A 20,336-nucleotide genomic window follows, 5' to 3' on the forward strand; every position below is an offset into this window, starting at 1 on the left:
AAAAAACTATCTCTTATGCCGCGATAGCGGTGATCGCTTTAATCACTATTATCACTTTAATCGCTTTAGCCGCCATGACTCGATAGGGTTGATGATTACCCAGTTTGCAAAAAGGGAGCATCCCGACCTCTACGACTCTTGCTGTTGTCATATGACTCCCATTATTCTGTTCTAGTGATTCGTTATTAGTTACTGGGGATTGGGAATTGGGATTGTCAGATCATCCATTTATCAACCGACTTGATGGACGAACTATCTTAATAATAATGGTTAACATAAGGTTAATTTAGCCACTGAACAATGCACCAAATACAAGCAGAAACGCACCAAATTGAAACATTCGCGCCATGAGCATCCGTCATTACGCGCATTATTTGGCATGACAAACGCCAAATAATGCACTGATATTGAACATTCCACAGATAACTTAAGCAATATTTTCATATATTTGCACCATACAAGGTCAATAATATAATGACTTGGCTGTGATTTAGGAATGGCTTTTGCTTTATAAAAGCATGAATTTCAAAAGAGAATCATTTTGTGGAAACTGAAATGAATAATATTAGTGATGCTATTGGCCTTATTGCACAAAGTGCAGACACCTTGTTTATCTTACTTGGTGCAATTATGGTTTTAGCCATGCACGCTGGCTTTGCATTTTTAGAAATGGGCACCGTGAGGCACAAAAACCAGGTCAACGCCTTGGTAAAGATTCTGACTGACTTTGCTTTTTCAGCCATGGCTTACTTTGTCATTGGTTATCAAATTGCTTACGGTAGCCACTTCTTTGTCAGCGCTGAAAGTTTAACTACCGATAATGGCTATCAGCTGGTTAAATTTTTCTTTTTACTGACCTTTGCAGCAGCCATTCCAGCGATTGTATCTGGTGGTATTGCTGAACGCGGCCGTTTTAGGCCTTTCTTACTCGCTTCAGCATTGATTGTTGCCTTTGTTTATCCGCTGTTTGAAGGGATAATGTGGAATGGTAACTTTGGTTTTCAGGCATGGTTAGAAAGCCAATTTGGCGCACAGTTTCATGACTTTGCTGGCTCTGTGGTCGTTCATGCTATGGGCGGTTGGCTCGCATTAGTGGCCATTTATATATTAGGTGTTCGACGTGGGCGCAAACCAGGAATAGCCTTTGCACCATCAAATATCCCTTTTCTTGCCTTAGGTTCATGGGTGCTTATTGTCGGCTGGTTTGGCTTTAACGTCATGTCTGCGCAAACCCTTGACGGGATCAGCGGCTTAGTGGCGGTTAACAGTTTAATGGCCATGGTCGGTGGCACTGTAGTGGCGCTGATTGTCGGTAAAAATGACCCTGGTTTTATTCATAATGGCCCCCTTGCAGGCTTAGTGGCGGTGTGCGCGGGGTCTGACTTAATGCATCCTGTCGGCGCATTTGTGGTTGGCGGTGTGGCTGGTGGGTTATTTGTCTTGGTGTACACAAGATTACAACGCAGTAACAAAATCGATGACGTACTCGGCGTGTGGCCATTACACGGTTTATGCGGTGTATGGGGCGGTATCGCGGCAGGTATTTTTGGTCAACAAGCCTTCGGTGGTCTGGGTGGGGTCAGCTTTATGTCGCAACTTATTGGTAGTACTGCAGGTGTAGTAGTGGCACTCGTTGGCGGTATCATTGTTTATGGCTTAGTGAACAAAATATCGAGCTTACGCTTAAGCCAAGAAGATGAGTTTATTGGCGCGGATCTCGCCATACACAAAATTGGCTCAACTAATTCAGATAAGTAAGCTAAATTGACTCACTAGCCTAATATCAAGGACAGAAATCTTGTTTCTGTCCTTGATAATTTATCAGTAAGTATGCTTTATCAGTGCTTTGGTTTTACTCCGTGTTGCACCATCTCTTTGCCGGTTTCAAATATTTCAGCCGTTATCCAGCGAGTTAATAACAGTTTATGATTGTCACCAAATACGGCAACAAAATGACGACCATCAGCATTATTGGTTGCCATACCAACGCCTACAACCCCTTCTAAACCTAAACCGCCCTTTTCTACCGAAAGTAAAAAACGCTCTAATTCTGCTAAATTATCTATCACATCGTTTTCAATATTCATTCATTTTCCTTACCAATTTCAGTGCCAAGTTAGCGATATGACATAACTCATTATTGGCTTATATTTTATCGCATTGCGGATTAATAAGGTACCTAAGTGCAGTAATGCATCTGCACATTACTCTGAACACTAAAAGAATTTCAATCCGGTTTCACCCAATCAATATGGTCTGCTCAATGGGACCTTCTTCCAGACATTAGCCACGTAAGAACACTTAACAATGACATCAGCACTAGCTCATTGAGCTTTACGCTGGATTGCAACGAACTGATGCAGCAATAATTCTCGACAATCTTTGTCAGCCGCCAAGATGTGTTAAGCAACCCAAGGTTGAGCAAGATCTCACGCTTATAAAGCGACTCTTCTCTTCCATGCTTTATACACCAATGTTGTACTTTTACGGCCTAACATACTGGTAACGATATTAAGCCAATGTCCTTACACCATTGCCAGAAGCACTCTGTCCGCTATAACAGTATTGACTTGAAGTCTTGAAGCGATGAGTGATGAATTTGAAACCAACCAAATGCTGGCAAATTATAATACTGACTCTGCATTAGTTTCGCCCTATGCAATCACAGACATTTCGGGTTACAGCTTATTAAAGAATAGCAGTGATGTTTATTGTGTAATTGATATGCTCATTGATCACGCAGAAGATAAAGCACGCAGAAGATAGAGGCACTACTGTAGACAACTATTGAGACGAGTAATAATGTGAATTATTAACGTGAGTCAGAGTCGACGTTGTTAATCCCCAACAAAATCAAATCTCGCAGGCTCACTTTTTGAACGTATGACCCATGGATGGATGACTCGATATTACACCCCGGCTTCTCTTTACCGGCATAGAGTCAAGTCTTATCGCTTTCAATCACACATCAATGTAGCGCAATACCTTCAAGTTGCATGCTGGTTTTAGTTAGGCCGTAAAAATGCACCTTGCCAGTAACTGAACCGACAACATAGCCGATTTCCCCTTGCCGAACATGCTATTGGCATTACCAATAAGTGCTCAAGGTCTCAATTTTGATCTAAGGTCACTTCTAACACTGCGCTGACGCCTTGATAAAATAAGCCTCCTTGTACCCTATTGTAGCGCTCGCCCACCAGCCCAATGGCGCCTTTATGTACACAAAAAAACAACACCAAAAGTGGAGGCTTACGTCATCTTACATAAACACCTGTAGTGTATAGTCAATATTAATCAATAGCTTAAACCTAAAAAAAGAAATATAGTTGAATTCACCTCTGGCAGCCATCTTGCTGTAACCACGTATTGTTGAGCCTATTTTACTCATTCCTATTTAATCGATTATCGTAAATTAATAAGCAGATTTTCTATTTATAGCGTTTTTGGAACAAGTCATTGTCCATTAACATAGTTTACCCTTTTAACAAATCCCTTTACATTAGCACTTCGCTTTCGGGGAAACAGAGGGATAACAAATGACACATAAAAAATACAAAAACCTATTTTTACTCACAGCACTAGCTGCAAGCATGCAAGCTAATGCTGGCATAGAGTTAATGACTGATACTGTTGCAGGACAAGATACTAAAGTGACCTTGGGTGGCTATGCAAAAGTGGATGTCCGTCATGTGAATGGCGATATTGCTTATCAAGATTATTGGATTGCTAACTTCCCATCAGGTGTACCTGTCGATACATCTCATACGGGTTTTAATGTCAAAGAATCACGCGTAAATTTAAAAGTTCAACACGGTGATATATCTGGATTTGTTGAAGTAGATATGTACGGTGGTGGCGGTAACGAAGTAGTGAGTAACTCTTCAAACCCACGTTTAAGACATTTTTTTATTAGTTATAAAAACTGGTTGGCCGGTCAAACTTGGACCACATTTATGCCATTACATGCATTACCAGAAGCGCTAGATTTTGGTGGACCACATGTTGGCGAAGTGTTTATTAGACAAACACAATTACGCTACACCTATGGCGCTTGGCAATTTTCTATTGAAAATCCAGAAACCAATGGCAACGGAAGTATTGGTGCATCATCAAGTGGTGTCGGTGTAACTGGCGATCAAGCCGACAAAGATGAGTCTATCCCAGATTTTGTCGGCCGTTACGATCATAAAGCGGACTGGGGTCAATTATCTGTAGGGGCGCTTGTTAGAAAAGTGGACCAAGGCGGAATTGATGAGGTTGCCGTGGCAGCCAATGTAGGCGGCGTGATTAAAACGGTTGGTAAAGACGATTTACGTTTCCAAGTTACCGTAGGTGACTCTGGCCGATATGTTGCTGCTGGTATGACACCAGATATTGTTACTGATGACCAAGGAGAAACAGTAGTAGAGTCAACAACTGCATTTACTGTCGCTTATCGTCATTTCTGGACTGATACTTTGCGTTCTACCGCATTTTATGGCACAGCAGAAACTGATGAGACAAACAAAAGTCGCGCACATTGGGGCGTTAACTTAATCACTAACGTTACCCCTGAGTTAAGTGTGGGTGTCGAGCTAGGTAATTATGCCATTGAAGATGAAGGCATGACTGACATAGATTCAGACTATCTACAATTATCTGCTAAATACGCTTTCTAAGTTCCCAGACTACGATAGGTATTGCTCATTTACGGGCAGTATCTATCGAGTTTTTATTTATACTGCTAATTAGTAAAAATAATCCTTTTTTGAGTGAAAAGCTTTGCGAAAGTATTCAATCAATAATTTAATTTTTTTGTCAGGCAGTCTTGTGCTCGGGTATACCGCATAAATGCCTAAATCTTTGCCACTATGCTCAGTCAGTAAAGCGACTAAGTTATTTGCCTGTAAATCTTCATAAATATGCGCTTGGGGAAGATAAGCAATACCAAAATGCGCTAACGCTGCTTGCCTTAACGACTCAAGGTTATTTGATCGGAATCGACCCTGCACATTTACCGTGTAATTACCCTCAGCATTTTTAAATACCCATTGATCCACGCCACTACTTTCATAGTGATAAAGTAAGCAGCTATGTTTAGCCAGATCTTGCGGGGCCAGTGGAGTACCGTTTTGTTTTAAATATTCAGGTGTGGCACACACCAACCAATCGGAATCAATTAAGCGCCTTGCAATTAAAGACGAATCAACAAGATGAGCCGTTCTTATCGCTAAATCATAACCTTGATCAAGAATATCAACGAATTGGTCAGCTATGGTCAAATCAACATCGACGTTAGGATAATCACGACAAAAATCAGCTAATGCATTATTTAATACTAACCTTGCTGGCACTACTGGAATGGTCAGTTTGATCGTGCCTCGCACATCATCACTGTAGCCAGATATCGCATCGGCCGCCTCTTGAAATGCTATTTTGGCTAATCGCGCTTTACCATAAAATGTTGCTCCTGCATCCGTTAAGGCTAATTTCCTTGTGGTGCGATAGAGCAGTTGTGTATTCACATCTTGCTCAAGCCTTGCAATATGTTTGCTCACCACTGAGTTAGTCAAACTGAGCTTTTCAGCCACTTTTGTAAACGATCCTGCTTCTACAACCATGACAAATAAAATTATGTCATCCGCTTTTGCCACCATGCTATTAGCCTTCGATTATGTCACAAAAAGAAAAAATAAATTTCATTTGCGACATAATACCAGAAGTAAAAAATAATGTAGATTGTATGGTTACAACTTTGTGAACAATATTTATTTTCATTGCCTATGGGGAGGCTCACCATAAAGTAATATTAGTGCTTGGAGATGAACATGAATGGATGGTTTTTAGGATTATTAGCTTCAACAAAAAATAAAGCGAACCGTTTGGTTCGCTATTACTCTTTTTATCACAATGAACTTACGCTTGGCGCTCAACTCAATGAGTATTTATATCCCAGCTTTCGCTTTACGGGCTTGATGCAGTTTTTTGTAACTTTCAATCAAGCGTAAATGGGGCTCAATGCCTTCTAGCTGCATGCTGGTTTTTGTGAGGCCATAAAAGCGTACCGTGCCATTAACTGACCCCACCACATTGTCCATGACTTCTTGACCAAACATGCGGTTAAAGTTACCGATAAAGTGCTCAAGCTCTAAGTCTTCATCCAAGGTCACTTCAAGCACAGCGTTTACTGCTTGATAGAACAACCCACGCTGAACAGTGTTGTCGTTAAACTGTAAGAACTCGCCGACTAACTCAATGGCGTCGTCGTGGGAACCTAACGCGAGATAAATCAGGATCTTCAATTCAATAATGGTTAACTGGCCCCAAGCCGTATTTTCGTCGAACACAATGCCAATTAAGGTTCGAATATCGGTATGGTTATCTAACTGGCTCTCTTCTAAACGATTAACTAACTTAGCTAACGCTTTAGTGCTTAATGAATGCAGGTTTAAGATATCTTTGCGGTAATCTAGTGCTTTATTCGTATTATCCCAAATCAAGTCGTCTACAGGATAAACTTCCGAATAATCAGGCACTAAAATACGACAAGCAGAAGCGTCTAAATCAGTGAACTCGGCAATATACACTTCTTTACCCATGGCTTCTAAAATACCAAATAAGCCTTTGGCTTCTTCTTCGCTAGTGCCGGTAAAGTCCCATTCACAGAACTCATAGTCAAACTTACTGCTAAAGAAGCGCCAAGAAATCACCCCTGTTGAATCGATAAAGTGCTCAACAAAGTTTTCTGGCTCAGTGACCGCCATGCTATTAAAGGTCGGTTTTGGCACATCGTTTAAGCCTTCAAAACTGCGGCCTTGCAACAGCTCGGTAAGGCTCCGCTCTAACGCCACTTCAAAACTCGGGTGGCCACCAAATGAAGCAAATACACCACCGGTTCTTGGGTTCATCAATGTCACGCACATCACTGGGAACTGGCCGCCTAAAGAAGCATCTTTCACCACTATAGGAAAGCCCTGAGCTTCAAGCCCTTTAATGCCCGCTAAAATACTTGGATACTTTTCTAACACAGCCATTGGCACGTCTGGCAGAATAATTTCTTGCTCAATAATTTGACGTTTTACCGCACGCTCGAAAATTTCAGATAAGCACTGAACATGCGCTTCTTGCAGGTTGTTACCCGCACTCATGCCGTTACTTAAAAATAGATTTTCAATTAAGTTAGACGGGAAAAACACGGTTTCGCCATCTGATTGGCGAGTATACGGAATCGCACAAATACCGCGATCAATATTGCCTGAGTTAGTATCAATCAAGTGTGAGCCACATAGCTCATCGTCTGGATTATAGATGTCTAAACAGTATTCATCTAACATGCCAGCAGGAAGCACGTCATCTTCTTCCAGTTGGAACCATTTTTCATTGGGATAATGGACAAACTCGCTATTAGCGATCTCTTCACCAAAGAATTGATCGTTATAGAAAAAGTTATTATTAAGACGCTCAATAAACTCACCTAAAGCCGAGCATAGCGCGCTTTCTTTGGTCGCACCTTTGCCGTTGGTGAAACACATTGGTGACGCTGCATCACGGATATGTAAAGACCAAACATTAGGCACAATGTTGCGCCATGACGATATTTCGATTTTCATACCCAGGTCGGCTAACAAGCCGGTCATGTTTTTAATGGTTTGTTCAAGCGGTAAATCTTTGCCTAAAATAAACGTGCTCGCATCGCCGTCGGGTTGGCCCATCAGCATGGCATTGGCGTCTGCGTCTAGTTTTTTAACCGTTTCGATTTTGAATTCAGGACCCGTTTGTACCACTTTTTTAACCGTACAGCGGTCGATAGAACGTAAAATACCTTCGCGATCTTTATCGGAAATATCATCCGGTAATTCAACCTGAATTTGAAAAATTTGGTTGTAGCGATTCTCAGGGTCAACAATGTTGTTTTGCGATAGTTTGATATTCTCAGTCGAAATATCACGAGCTTTACAATACACCTTGAGAAAGTAGGCTGCACAAAGGGCTGACGAAGCCAAGAAATAATCAAAAGGACTGGGAGCTGAACCATCACCTTTGTAGCGAATAGGTTGATCGGTCGTAACGGTAAAGTCGTCAAATTTAGCTTCGAGTCTCAGGTTGTCGAGAAAATTTACTTTGATTTCCATTGAATATATCCACAGTCGTGCGCAGCCAATCGGCCTGCTTGTATAATTAGGGGCAATTATCGGTGTTTTTGACCCAAGAGTCTTGAGTTAATTAATAAATGATCACAACAAAGCGATTTCGCGGAATAAACGATGTTAGTGAGTTGCAAAGCGAGTCGTGGAGATCCTTATTAAGACAGAATACCTTGAGGATTTCACTGTTTTCTATTCAAACGCCAAGGTATCACTATTCCTAGGTTCTAGGTCGCTTCGCTGCTAGATGCTATAAGTTTTAGCGCGAAGCTGTCCCTAGCAGGACGCAGTCCGCCCCCTCCTAGACAACCACAATTGATTATTGGCTTTTTTCGGTTTCACGCTTAACCAATATAAAGGTCAGGTACATTTTAGTCGGCAATGACAACGCCATACCAATGGCGACACACATAGCACTAATCATAATCCCTTTGACGCCCATCATCTCAATCGTTTCACTGAAGTTATGGCAATAAATCCCTAACAAAATTAAGCTAATGCCCATAGTGATGCATAATTTTAAGACTAAAATGAGTTTATTATCTGACATTATGACTTCACCCACCAGCATTCAACTTAGCTAATATAATGAATTGATTTACGATCCTAAGCGTTGATCCAGATCAACAGAAACTGGGGAATTATAGAGTGGATCGATAGCGTGAGCATAATGCCAATCAGATCTATTATCTGAACCCTTCAGAGCGGCGCAAGCTATTCAATTTAAAGCGCATTAACCCAGCAATGGCGATCCCCGTTAATTTAAGGATAGTCGAAATTGGAGTTGGGCTTATGTGTTTTTATTCAGGCGTTTTATTAACAATCGATGCAGAAAAGGATAAACGGATAAAACGGATAAAAAGGAGATATTGGAAGTAGTTAACTATTATAAATGCTTAACTATTATAAATGCTTAACTATGTTGAATATATTTAAAAGCATTGCAGGCACTTAAGCTGTTTAAGATACTTAGCATATTGAAAATACATATTGAAAAAAGGATAAATCATTAAATTATAGACATAAAAAAACGCAAACAGTCGTTAAACCGTTTGCGTTATCTTACAAAGTCGAGTTACACAGCTACTACGTTAGCAGCTTGTGGGCCTTTCTGGCCTTGCTCAACATCGAAAGAAACTTTTTGGCCTTCAGCTAAAGTTTTGAAACCTTCTGAAGTGATTGAACGGAAATGAACAAACACATCAGCGCCGCCATTATCAGGAGTAATAAAGCCAAAACCTTTATCTTCGTTAAACCATTTTACTAAACCAGTTGTTTTATCAGACATTTTGTGTCCCTTATATATTTAAATTTAATCAATCTGTCGCGAAAATGCGATGCGCTCGAGCTTGAATTATTGAATGTCACGATGAAGCTAAGGGAAACACAGAGGATAACAACGATAACGAAGAGATTCTAAGGCTTTTCTTTTACTTGATGTTCATTAATAACTCTGAATGTCAGAGCACGAGATATATTACAGTAGTTTTGGATATTGTAAAGGCTTAATGTGTAAAATCGTTAAAATGATGGTGAACATGACTTAAACATGAATGCTCTGAGCATCTGATTTTAGTAAACAGCCCCAACTTACCACGATAAAACGCAACAAAAAGGCCAAGTACCTCAGCAGCAGTTAAGCAAAATAACCACCAATAACTTATTTATTACAGTAACTTAGAGGCGGATAGTTAGGTTTATTTATAAACGCATTTGATTAACGGTCACAAAAAATCACTTTGCTAATGTTTTTGTTCTGAATAAAAATATCAGCCTTACCCCACATTTTAATTATAAAGCCAAAAAAGGTGGGATAAGACGACTAGGATAAATTTACCCGTTTCCTATGAAACGATACTGCAGACTATCTCTATGTGACTAAAAATAGGTTTGATTGATGCTGTCATGCAAATTATCTAACTCAATCTGCATTAGATCGATAAAATCATGAAGCTTGTCCTGTTTAAGCTTTTCCGGCTTGGCAGACATCAACTGTTGATTCGCGCCTTGCAACGCCTTAGTAATATCATGATTACGAGGTAAGCGTTCTAATCTGGCTTCAATCTGTTGTAATGCATGCCTTAATGAACGAGGGAAGTGTTCTTCTTGCAGCAAAAACTTCAACACATCGGCTCGATTAATACGTAAACGCACTTCTCGGCGATACATTTGATAGCCCGTTAACGATTTTAAGACACTCATCCACTGAATATTGTCAAAAGCCGATTGCTCATGCTCGATATCAGGCAACAAAGAAGCGGAGCGCACATCGATGATCCGAGTAGTCATGTCTGCACGTTCAATGTTGCTACCGATGCAAAGAAACTCATAACAATCATCATGTGTCATGGTTCCAGACAACATACCGGTGATAGTTTGGTTACCTAAAATAATTTTGCTTAAATAGTTATAACGTTTGTGTCGAGAGAACACTTCATGCTGACTTTCCATAGCATATAGGTATAACGCATTAATTTGTTCCCAAGCTTCCCGTGGAATAATCTCTCTAATAGTACGAGCATTTTCACGCGCGGCGCTAATAGAGCTAATAATAGAGCTTGGGTTTGCTTTGTCAGTAACCATAAAGCTAATAACCGCATGCTCGGTTGCGTCATCATGTAAGGAATAAAACAACTCACGATCAGACAAAATATCGACAATCGGCTCCCAACCTAACACCACACTTTTGGGCAAATCCAATAGCATATGAGAGTTAACATTGATTAAGCGCGCGGTGTTTTCGGCTCGCTCTAAATAACGTGCCTGCCAGTATAGGGTACTGGCAACCCTTGAAAGCATGCTCATAATGACTCCATATCGACAATCCAAGTATCTTTACTGCCACCACCTTGTGACGAGTTCACCACGGTAGACCCCTTGCGCATTGCGACTCGCGTCAAACCACCTGCGGTGACCGTGACATTCTTGCCACTAAGAATGAAGGGGCGCAAATCCAGATGACGAGGCTCTACTTTAGTATCAAACAACGTTGGAGCAGTAGATAAAATCAGCATAGGTTGAGCGACATAATTCCTGGGGTCTTCAGTAATTAACGCTCTAAATTCTTCATGTTCTGCTACTGAAGCATGAGGTCCAATTAACATGCCATAGCCACCGGATTCATTGGCAGGTTTAACCACCATTTTGTCAATGTTGTTGAGCACGTATTCACGCTCTTCATCATTAAAACACTTGTATGTGGGCACGTTGGCTATCAGTGCATCTTCATTTAAGTAGTATTTAATAATTTCAGGCACATAGGCGTACACGACTTTATCATCGGCTACGCCAGACCCCGGCGCATTGGCTAATGCAACATTGCCAGCTTTCCAAGCACGCATAAGACCCGGCACGCCTAAGGTAGACTCAGGGTTAAAGACTTCAGGATCAAGAAACTCATCATCAATTCGACGATAAATAACATCCACTCGAGATAAGCCTTCAATAGTACGCATATAGACAACATTATCGTCCTCAACCACCAAATCACTGCCTTCAACGAGTTCGGCTCCCATTTGCTGGGCAAGGTAGGCGTGTTCAAAATAGGCTGAGTTATAAATACCTGGGGTAAGAACCACTATTTCAGGTTCTTCAATTTCTCTGGGGGACATTTCGGCTAACATGTCGTAAAGCTGAGATGGATAATCATCAATGGGTAAAATGCTGTATTTTCGAACATTTCTGGAAAAACTCGCTTCATCACTAAACGATTTTCCAACATGTAAGACACACCAGAAGGCACTCTTAAGTTATCTTCCAGCACATACACGGTACCTTCATTATCCCTGACCAAATCAGAGCCGCAAATGTGTGCCCAAATGCCAAGTGGCGGGGTGAATCCTTTACATTGCGGTAAGAAGTTCTTGGATTTATTCAGCAAATCAGCGGGGAAAACCCCATCTTTAATAATATTTTGCTCATTGTATAAGTCATTGATAAACATATTCAGCGCTTTCACTCGCTGCTTCAGTCCTATCTCAATTTGTTGCCATTCTTTTTTATCGATTAATCTCGGGATAATATCAAACGGCCATGCGCGATCGATTGAACCTTCTTCATCATTGTATACCCGAAAAGTAATACCCATGACGTGAATAGCTGAATCTGCAGCCGCTTTATATTCAATGATTTCGGAGTCAGAAAGAGAGCTTAAGTAATGACACAAATCAATAGCGTAGGGTCTTGGAACCCCATGATTATTAACGAGTTCGTCGTGATAGTTGACGACATTGTAATCATTCCATTCAATAGTCATATATACCCTCATTGGTTGCTTTTCAAACAACCATTATAGGCATAATTTAGAATTTTTATCGGATTAATTCATTTTTTTTTACAAAGTATAAAATATATTTTACACTTTATTGGCAAAAACATAGCCTTCTCTCGTTAACAATTTGCTTGATTTAAGCTGAGATATCACCGTTATCGCCGGTAATAATTTCATGAACAAAACGCAGTTTATCTAGCGCGGTAATTGAAATAACAAATGGATAGGCGTCGTCCATCCCCATACTGCGATTCAAAGCATTTAGCACTGCGGTTAACCGGCACCAATCATTAAACAAATGGGTGAAGCTAGTCGATGTATAGGTTTGGCTATAATCAGCCGAATTCACTAACGGGTTAGCAACTAGGTTGCCCGATACACTAAATTGGAAGTCATTGGCGGTTTCAAGCGTATCGACCATGTGTAAATAATGCGCCCACGTTTCAGCCCAATCTTCCCATGGGTGCATACTGGCATAAGCACTTATCCACACATTTTGCCAATTATTAGAAGGTCCGTTTTGATAATACTGGCGCATGGCATCGGCGTAATCTAAGCGTTCGTCGCCGAACAACGCTCTGAACTCATCCAAGCGAGGAGAGTTTTTTATCAAGCGATCCCAAAAATAATGACCCGACTCGTGTCTAAAATGACCGACCAAAGTGCGATAGCGCTCTTGCATCATTTCCCGCATCTGAATGCGAGAAGCCGAATCAGCCTCATCTAAATTAATGGTGATCAACCCAGAATTATGCCCGGTAGAGACATAGTTCTTAACCGTTAATTCATTGCCAAATTCATCCTCGACCTGATCTTTTAAAAACGCAAAACCTAAACCAGAAATAGGGTCAGTAAATCGGTTAATCACCGGCAAATTAAGCTTAAGCAAAGTATACAGCAAACGTCTTTTAGCTTGCTCCATACGAAACCACAACTTGATGTTATTTTCATCAGCAAGATTGGGTATGGTTTCTGTCAGACGACAAGACACACATAGCTCATGACTATCTTGAATCGGGACCATCCAATTACATACATCATATTGGGAATAGTTTTTACACTGCCTATATAACAAACCATTACTGGATGCTTGCAGTTGCCCGTTACGGTTTTTAGTAAATGCACTGAGTTGCTGTTCTTCGGGGATAAACCCCAATAGCAAACTGCATGATACGCACTTGCTATTAGCAAAGTGTAAAGTGCTTCCACATTGACAAGAAAACGTCTTCAAACGTGAATTCCTTAATGAACAAACTCAAACTGAACATAACTCAGCATCATGGGCTAATTTAAACGTTAGCGCAATGACCATTCAGCACCATTTACAACCTCAAAAAAGACTGTTTTTTTGAGTAAAAAAACCTATCGAACAAGCGCTTCAACTTGCTTACCATTAAACTATTTAAACAATAATCTCAAGATTATTGATAACGAATGGGTAACTGATGAGTATCCATAATCCAATAGATATTAGGGGCAATCATTAGTGTATTATAATAAAAATAGTCAACTTAAGCTCATAATTCGATATTAAAACGTGCGATCCGGGCTTCTGCCATGGTGCATTGAGTAAGGTGAGTCAGTTCGCCCAAGGTGATATTTGGCTGGTCATTAATCAAACGCATAAGCTTTGCCTCTAAAGGTTCTAACTTGTCGGCATGACCAAGCAATGCGGTTTCAATCTTGTGGATAAGGTAACCAAAACTAACATCACTTTCTAATTTTAATCGCTCTGTAAACGACTGAATCTTAATAGCCTCACCTGATACCCCCCAATGTCGAGATCGACGCACACGCTTAACCTCGCAGTCATATTGCAGCGCTATCGTTTTAGCTTGCTTGGTTTTCTCGCCGCCTATTCGGTGGATCAGAGAAGGTAATCGGATAGTAATATCTTCGGTCATGGCCTACGGTGAAAATCTATTGGGTTGGAATTTGCTAGCTTGATTAGCTAAAAAAATAGTTATTCTCTATCACTTATCAGCATCAATTTAAAAAGAGATATTGTGATTTCTGGCAACACAGATCATCTAAAAATGCGCTTGCTGAGATCAATGGCGTTTTAGGGTCAGCATTTTAACGTTATAATGGCGCACGAATGATCACCTTGCTATCAATATTAATCGATTTTCAGACGTATTGGGCGCTTTTTTGTTGAAAGCAAAGGTTAAAATGTGTTGAATAACATTAAGTAGAATTGCCCCATGAGCCCAGAACGTTTTGCCCGAATAAATCAGATGCTTGATAATCGACAAGTCGACTTAACGGTTTGCCTTGATAAAGTGCATATGACTAATAATATTGCGGCGGTTCTTCGCTCTGCTGACTGTGTGGGAATTTATGAAATTCATGCCGTGTGGCCCGATATTGATATGCGGGTATCTGGTAATACCGCCTCTGGAAGCCAACAGTGGGTTAACACAGTCAAACACGACACATTTGCTCAAGCTAATCACGCATTTAAAGCACAAAAAATGCAGGTGTTAACCACCACTTTTTCAGATGCTGCAGTGGATTTTCGCGAGATAGATTATACCCAGCCAACCGTCATCGTAATGGGTAATGAGCGTGATGGCGTCAGCGCAGAAGCGATTGAAGCGGCCGACCAACACATCATCATCCCCATGAGAGGCATGGTGCAATCACTCAATGTGTCAGTGGCTGCCGCATTAGTAATGTATGAAGCCCAGCGCCAACGCGAACAGGCCAATATGTACGGCACTCGTAAACTTGATCACGTTTACTGCCAAACTATGCTGTTTGAACAAGGTCATCCCATCTACGCCAATGCCTGTCGCCGTAAACAAATCCCCTACCCCGCTATCGATCAGCAAGGGCAAATTGTCGCCGACAGTGCATGGTGGCAGCGAATGCGCGCCCCCGATCCGCAAGCGCTGCTAGCCAAGAGCGAGATTGATTCAACCCCTGACGAAACCCCGCAGATTCAATGATTGTATAATGCCAACAAACTATTTAGGATCAGCTTATCTGATCGCAAACAAGAATTAACTTAATGACTACTGAGCTTTATTTTATCTACGACTCACATTGCCCTTGGAGCTACGCAGCCACACCTTTGGTCAACGCATTGCAACAAGCCTATCCAGACATGAATGTACACTTGCTACATAGCGCGCATTACATCGGCAAAGACAGTGCTGGCGAAGAGCAGATGCAAGCCGCGGCAAAAATTAGTGGGCTTAAATTTGGTAGAGATCATCTTCGCTATGTAAACAGTCCTAAAAACTCAATCAAGACCGCAAACTTGATGGGATGGGTGCAGAGTAAGCAAGCTGACAAGCAATTGCCCGTGCTCAATGCGATACAAAGAGCACACTTCATTGAAGGCAATCCGCTGGATAATAAACACGACTTCACTGACATCGTAGAGAAGTTTAAACTGTCACCATCAAATAAAGTGTTTAAAGATGAGCTCAGTACGGATGCAGAATACGTACTAGAAGATATAGAAGAAATCCAACAAATCATCGGCACCACGGGCTTCCCCGTAATGGTAATGACAGTTAATGATAACGCCATCTTTATCGATCACTCACAATATCTTAGCGACCCTCAAGCCGTAGTCGCTGCGGTTGAAAAAGAGATCGCCGCCATTAAGTAAATAAAGAGTTAACTAGCTTTATCTATCACCGCCATTAACTAGGATATGGACATGACTCAGTGTCCGTTTGTGCCAATGTCGGATCCAGCTCGGGTTTTTTATCCTCTTTAGAGCGTTATTAAAGATAGCGCCACTACTATGTTGATAAAATTCGACCTCTAAAGTCTACAGAGTGTTCAATAGGCTTTGTCGTTGGCTTGTCTCTTGATGATGTTCACAACGGGATAATGTTGATTACTTTATCCCACCCCTCTTTGCTCGCTAAGTTTGCTGCTTTAGTCACGCTCATTTTTTGGGTTTGGGTTTGGGTTTGGGTTTGGGTTTGGGTTTGGGTTTTTCACGATTCTGTGCGTTCAGGACACTATAAACCTAACTGCAGCAAAGATAATGGGTCACGACCTTATCATTTGTCAGTTATTCCCCACCAAGCAGATTCTTTGCGACTACATGTTGATGTTTTTCGCGGCTATGCCAATTATTAGCATTCACAGCCTTGCGAACACACATAACGTGTTTAATCTGGGTGCTAAAAAATGCACTAGAAACATATCAATGTACACCTTCGGGCTTTACTTGTTTCATATGCCTGTCTTGTATTTCGTGTCAGCGGTTACCCCATAAGCCCAAATGCCGTATATTCATGTTCTTGGTGTCTGGATAATGACTCCGACTATTGCGATATCTCTGAGCGTCTGGGCCGAAAAAAACGGTATCGATACAGCTTTTTTTACTCGCGTCATCGACAAACTGCACATAAGGGAGTGGTTCATGCTCATCTTTAATTTTATCCGGCGATTTGGACTTGAGATCACCCGAACACGTAACAGCTCGTTATTTATCTTGCTGTTGGCTTGCGGAGTGCTTGGTTATTTCGGCTTCTCACTTGCGGGTGAAAGCAACATCGTCTCATCTCCACTTAACTTCATTTACTGGAGCGTAGTTACCGCAAGTTCGCTTGGGTATGGCGACATTTACCCCGAAACACTTGCTGGCAAAATGCTTTTAACATTTTACTACTTACCCGTTAATTTTGTGTTGTTCAGTATACTGATCGGCAAAATGGGCAAATTTATCTTTAACGGTTGGAATTTACACATGACGGGAAAATCAAATATCACCGCACTGCAAGGTCACATTATTCTGATTTGTAGCACTGCTGAGAAGTCGAGAAAGCTCATCCAACTTATCCTTGATGATCATAACCGACCCGACAGAACCATTGTATTGCTTACCAATGGCGACTTTGCTCACCCGTTCCCTGATAACGAAAAAATCAAATACTTGTCAGTCGACAATTTGCATGATCAAGACGTACTTAACAAAGTCTGCATTAGTAGCGCCGACAAAATTGCTATCGACTTAGAGAATGATGACCGCAACTTCAGCTTGGCGGTTCACTATTCAACCAAGGTGAGTGAAAACAGTTTTATCGCTACTTTTATCGATAACGAAGACCAAGCACAAGCCCTGCGACAGCTAAATAAACCTATCGAGGTGCTCAGCTCCAACAAAAATGAAAAGCTGGTGCGGTCACTTCAAGATAGCGGCTCAGACCTGGCGTTCCAAAGCTTGCTAACCAATTCTGGCCAAACAATGCATGCACAAGAAGTGGTATTGTCAAAGCCGCGCACTGTGGCCGATGTCGCGGCCTTCATCAAAGGTAATCACAACGCGATTTTCATTGGGGTAGCCAATGATAAGCTTGGCAAAACGCTGGCGATTAATCCAGACGACGATGAAGTACTCCCAGTGGGGAAAAGCACTTTCCTTTACTATATTGCGTTAGACCGAATAACCTTCGACCAAAACGGATTTTAAGCAAAAAAGCGCCTTCAATTGGCTAGTGAAATATATTTTGCTAGGACACGTTGGGGCGCTAAATTAACTTTTTGATCAATATCTCATCGCCATAGTCGATATTGTCTTTTTACATCAACAAATGGCCACCTCGGCGAGTAAAGCTTGGTAAGAGAAAGTCTGAAAATGATGTTCGATTAAGAACGGGATCAATCGATGCAATCAGCGAAATATACGCGTTGAAAGGAGCTGTTTGTAATGTTGGTGGCTGATGTCAGTTATTTTTAAAGACTTTACACATTAACCTGAGATCGGCATAAGCAGGTTGGTTTATTAAGCTGTCATCATCCCTAATTTGTATGTCGACAGCTTAATGCACCCACAGCGTAATCCAGCTTTTAAATAAGAGCTCAAAAAAGTGCTCTAGCCTCACTTATTGACTGGTCGCACTTATTTTCAAATGGTACGTAACCATCTGAAAACACAGTTAACCGATACTCTGCACTTGCGACGCCAGTAACCAGATCGCCAAAGCAAAAAATATCATCCCCATAAACTTATTTTGATATGTGCGGAATTTTTCGTTTTTCAGCAATGGTTGACCCAAACTTCCCACTAGAGCCACCAGCAACAAATTGAACGACAACCCAATAACATTAAGCAGCAGGCCTAATGCCAGCATTTGTTCACCTGAACTGGCACTGATCTGAGTAGAAACAAACTGCGGCAAAAATAACACAAAAAATATCAACGCTTTAGGGTTTAGTAGATTGCTCATCACCGCGCGGCGATAGAGTAATTTAGCGATGTTATTCTGCGACTTAATTTCCGGCGCATCGCTCGCGCTACTGCGCATGCAATCCCAGCCCATTTTAAGTAAATAAGCGCCGCCCAATACCCGTAATAGCTCTAACGCCATTGGATTCATTGCCACTAATGCAGACACGCCCATTGCAGCAAGTAAGGTTAAAATAAGTCCTGAGGTGGCATTACCAAAGCTGGCATAAACCCCCACTTTGCGGCCATAGCTCAAACTAGAACTAGCAATCAACAGCATGTCAGGTCCAGGAATTAACAATAACGCGACCACAGTGGTTAAATATAAAGGAAGCAAAGCCAGATCAATCATCATAAAAACACAAACAACCACTATTAAGACGGGAAAATAAGGCGCGGATCTTACAGCTATTCAACATGAATGAAAGTCATATTGTATTTAAATGAGCACGACAGTTGGCAGGGTTTGTTTACGGGAAGAATATTAAGTAGGGATAAACCAAAGCAGTATAAAAACAAGCTAAAACAATAGCAAACAATAGAATGACCTTGACTCTGAGCCCAGTGATTTTTGGCGCCCAAAGAGTAAAGGCCAGCCCTGACGGCTAGCCTTTCATTTTTAACGGTAAGAGAATGTGACTCTCCTCCTACTTATAAAATGCTTCAACCTTGCCTTTAACCGTTGTCATAAGTGGTTGCCCACGACGATCCAACGCTTTATGCGCCGCGACTTTTAGCCAGCCTTCACTGATACAATATTCCTCGACATCAGCACGCTCTTTGCCGTTGAACAAAATACCAATCTCGTGCTCAAAAATCGCTGCCACATGATGTGGGCTACGTGGATTTGAAGAAAGGCGATCCGGTAAAGCTGGTTTCGATGTAGTGTCGTTCATGGTCTGGTCTGCAGTGAATAAAGCGTGCGCCATTGTAGGCAATACTGGCCTGATGCTCAATAGCGGCAGTCATAAATGTGAGTGACGAGCCCCACTTCTTTGGACAATAGCGACACAATAGCGAGACATTTTATCGCGACCCCATTGATAGCAACCCCATTGCATCGCCACGTCTTACGCCATCACAGCTCAGTCAACTGGATGATCCGGCCGTTTAAGCATAAAGCTTACCCTGACCCAATTTATCTTCAATTTACCTGTCAATTTACCTGTCATTGCATCGCCACGCCTTACACCAACACAGTTCCACTAACACAGTTCCACTAACACAGCTCAGCCAACGGCATGAACCGGCCGTTTAGGCCGATAGCATAAAGCTTACCCTGACCCCAATTTATCATTGTCACACTCGACAATAACCGCATCGCTCAGTTCGATGGCATCTACCACGGCGCAGCGTTAACACCAGCACAGCGACTGATCCAATACCGTGTTCGTGACGGCAGGGTCAAACTGGCCAGCAACGCTTTTTTCTTCCAAGAAGGTCGAGCTGAAGAGTTTGAAGAGGCTAGATATGGCGAGTTTAGAGTTAACCAAGCAGGACAAATACTGCTGAGTAACATGATAGACAAAGATTTTAAGCGGATTTAAGCGACAGCGAATTATTGAAAAAATAGCTTAATAATGAAAGACGTTACAAGTTAACACTGAACTAATGAGACTAAAATCAACCAGGGCGAGATCGCGAACGTTTTATGAACAAATTGAGTGTATCCCCCTGTGTCAGGATTGTTGTCACCCCTTAAAATCATCCAATAATTAAATAGAGGGGGCGGTCAATGAGAGCTCAA

General features: G+C 41.6%; 18 protein-coding genes and 1 pseudogene. 7 read left to right on the plus strand and 12 right to left on the minus strand.

Annotated features, from left to right (window positions below):
- Nucleotides 1–13: 13 nt before the first annotated feature.
- Complete coding sequence (locus AAEY93_RS17020) at nt 14–151, minus strand: hypothetical protein (protein ID WP_157822210.1); 138 nt, start codon at nt 149–151, stop codon at nt 14–16.
- 404 nt (nt 152–555) lie between these two features.
- On the opposite strand from AAEY93_RS17020, the gene AAEY93_RS17025 reads away from it, so the two are divergent.
- Complete coding sequence (locus AAEY93_RS17025) at nt 556–1,758, plus strand: ammonium transporter (RefSeq protein WP_101032737.1); 1,203 nt, start codon at nt 556–558, stop codon at nt 1,756–1,758.
- Nucleotides 1,759–1,838: 80 nt separating this feature from the next.
- Here AAEY93_RS17025 and AAEY93_RS17030 read toward each other — a convergent pair whose 3' ends face one another.
- Nucleotides 1,839–2,087, minus strand: coding sequence for a hypothetical protein (locus AAEY93_RS17030; protein WP_335687374.1), 249 nt, complete (start codon nt 2,085–2,087; stop codon nt 1,839–1,841).
- A 499-nt stretch (nt 2,088–2,586) separates the two neighbouring features.
- On the opposite strand from AAEY93_RS17030, the gene AAEY93_RS17035 reads away from it, so the two are divergent.
- Both AAEY93_RS17035 and AAEY93_RS17045 read left to right on the plus strand, forming a co-directional pair.
- Nucleotides 2,587–2,766, plus strand: a complete 180-nt coding sequence (locus AAEY93_RS17035) for a hypothetical protein (protein WP_101032739.1) — start codon at nt 2,587–2,589, stop codon at nt 2,764–2,766.
- 770 nt (nt 2,767–3,536) lie between these two features.
- Nucleotides 3,537–4,658 carry a DcaP family trimeric outer membrane transporter gene (locus AAEY93_RS17045; protein WP_124013815.1) on the plus strand — a complete coding sequence of 374 codons (1,122 nt, stop codon included), beginning with the start codon at nt 3,537–3,539 and terminating at the stop codon, nt 4,656–4,658.
- 69 nt (nt 4,659–4,727) lie between these two features.
- Here the strand turns inward: AAEY93_RS17045 and AAEY93_RS17050 are convergent, their stop codons facing one another.
- The 8 genes and pseudogenes from AAEY93_RS17050 to AAEY93_RS17085 form a co-directional block, all read right to left on the minus strand.
- On the minus strand, nt 4,728–5,636 hold the full coding sequence (locus AAEY93_RS17050) for a LysR family transcriptional regulator (RefSeq protein WP_101032741.1): 909 nt from the start codon (nt 5,634–5,636) through the stop codon (nt 4,728–4,730).
- Nucleotides 5,637–5,924: 288 nt separating this feature from the next.
- On the minus strand, nt 5,925–8,111 hold the full coding sequence (locus tag AAEY93_RS17055) for an OsmC domain/YcaO domain-containing protein (protein WP_124013814.1): 2,187 nt from the start codon (nt 8,109–8,111) through the stop codon (nt 5,925–5,927).
- 331 nt (nt 8,112–8,442) lie between these two features.
- A complete protein-coding gene (locus AAEY93_RS17060) occupies nt 8,443–8,673 on the minus strand; it encodes a hypothetical protein (RefSeq protein WP_101032743.1) in 231 nt (76 codons plus the stop codon).
- Nucleotides 8,674–9,198: 525 nt separating this feature from the next.
- Complete coding sequence (gene cspE, locus AAEY93_RS17065; protein WP_101032744.1) at nt 9,199–9,411, minus strand: transcription antiterminator/RNA stability regulator CspE; 213 nt, start codon at nt 9,409–9,411, stop codon at nt 9,199–9,201.
- 590 nt (nt 9,412–10,001) lie between these two features.
- On the minus strand, nt 10,002–10,928 hold the full coding sequence (locus AAEY93_RS17070) for an alpha-E domain-containing protein (protein ID WP_233768573.1): 927 nt from the start codon (nt 10,926–10,928) through the stop codon (nt 10,002–10,004).
- Nucleotides 10,925–12,378: pseudogene (locus tag AAEY93_RS17075) on the minus strand (circularly permuted type 2 ATP-grasp protein). Before AAEY93_RS17075 ends, AAEY93_RS17070 begins: the two are co-directional and overlap by 4 nt.
- Before the next feature lie 151 nt (nt 12,379–12,529).
- Nucleotides 12,530–13,624: a zinc-binding metallopeptidase family protein gene (locus AAEY93_RS17080; protein WP_351078544.1), complete on the minus strand. Its 1,095-nt coding sequence runs from the start codon at nt 13,622–13,624 to the stop codon at nt 12,530–12,532.
- Nucleotides 13,625–13,910: 286 nt separating this feature from the next.
- Nucleotides 13,911–14,297, minus strand: coding sequence for a ribosome recycling factor family protein (locus tag AAEY93_RS17085; protein ID WP_124013811.1), 387 nt, complete (start codon nt 14,295–14,297; stop codon nt 13,911–13,913).
- Nucleotides 14,298–14,597: 300 nt separating this feature from the next.
- On the opposite strand from AAEY93_RS17085, the gene trmH reads away from it, so the two are divergent.
- The 3 genes from trmH to AAEY93_RS17100 all read left to right on the plus strand — a co-directional run bounded on the left by trmH (nt 14,598) and on the right by AAEY93_RS17100 (nt 17,833).
- Complete coding sequence (gene trmH, locus AAEY93_RS17090) at nt 14,598–15,344, plus strand: tRNA (guanosine(18)-2'-O)-methyltransferase TrmH (RefSeq protein ID WP_351078547.1); 747 nt, start codon at nt 14,598–14,600, stop codon at nt 15,342–15,344.
- Nucleotides 15,345–15,406: 62 nt separating this feature from the next.
- A complete protein-coding gene (locus AAEY93_RS17095; protein ID WP_124013809.1) occupies nt 15,407–16,015 on the plus strand; it encodes a DsbA family protein in 609 nt (202 codons plus the stop codon).
- A gap of 768 nt (nt 16,016–16,783) precedes the next feature.
- On the plus strand, nt 16,784–17,833 hold the full coding sequence (locus tag AAEY93_RS17100; RefSeq protein ID WP_157822211.1) for a potassium channel family protein: 1,050 nt from the start codon (nt 16,784–16,786) through the stop codon (nt 17,831–17,833).
- 466 nt (nt 17,834–18,299) lie between these two features.
- On the opposite strand, the gene AAEY93_RS17105 is transcribed toward AAEY93_RS17100, so the two are convergent.
- A complete protein-coding gene (locus AAEY93_RS17105) occupies nt 18,300–18,944 on the minus strand; it encodes a LysE family translocator (RefSeq protein WP_101032750.1) in 645 nt (214 codons plus the stop codon).
- 292 nt (nt 18,945–19,236) lie between these two features.
- Nucleotides 19,237–19,485 carry a DUF3297 family protein gene (locus AAEY93_RS17110; RefSeq protein WP_101032751.1) on the minus strand — a complete coding sequence of 83 codons (249 nt, stop codon included), beginning with the start codon at nt 19,483–19,485 and terminating at the stop codon, nt 19,237–19,239.
- 399 nt (nt 19,486–19,884) lie between these two features.
- On the opposite strand from AAEY93_RS17110, the gene AAEY93_RS17115 reads away from it, so the two are divergent.
- A complete protein-coding gene (locus AAEY93_RS17115; protein WP_351078557.1) occupies nt 19,885–20,136 on the plus strand; it encodes a GDYXXLXY domain-containing protein in 252 nt (83 codons plus the stop codon).
- The last annotated feature ends 200 nt before the right edge of the window (nt 20,137–20,336 follow it).

The sequence above is a fragment of the Shewanella sp. CAL98-MNA-CIBAN-0140 genome (assembly GCF_040309905.1).
GTDB lineage: Bacteria > Pseudomonadota > Gammaproteobacteria > Enterobacterales > Shewanellaceae > Shewanella > Shewanella psychromarinicola.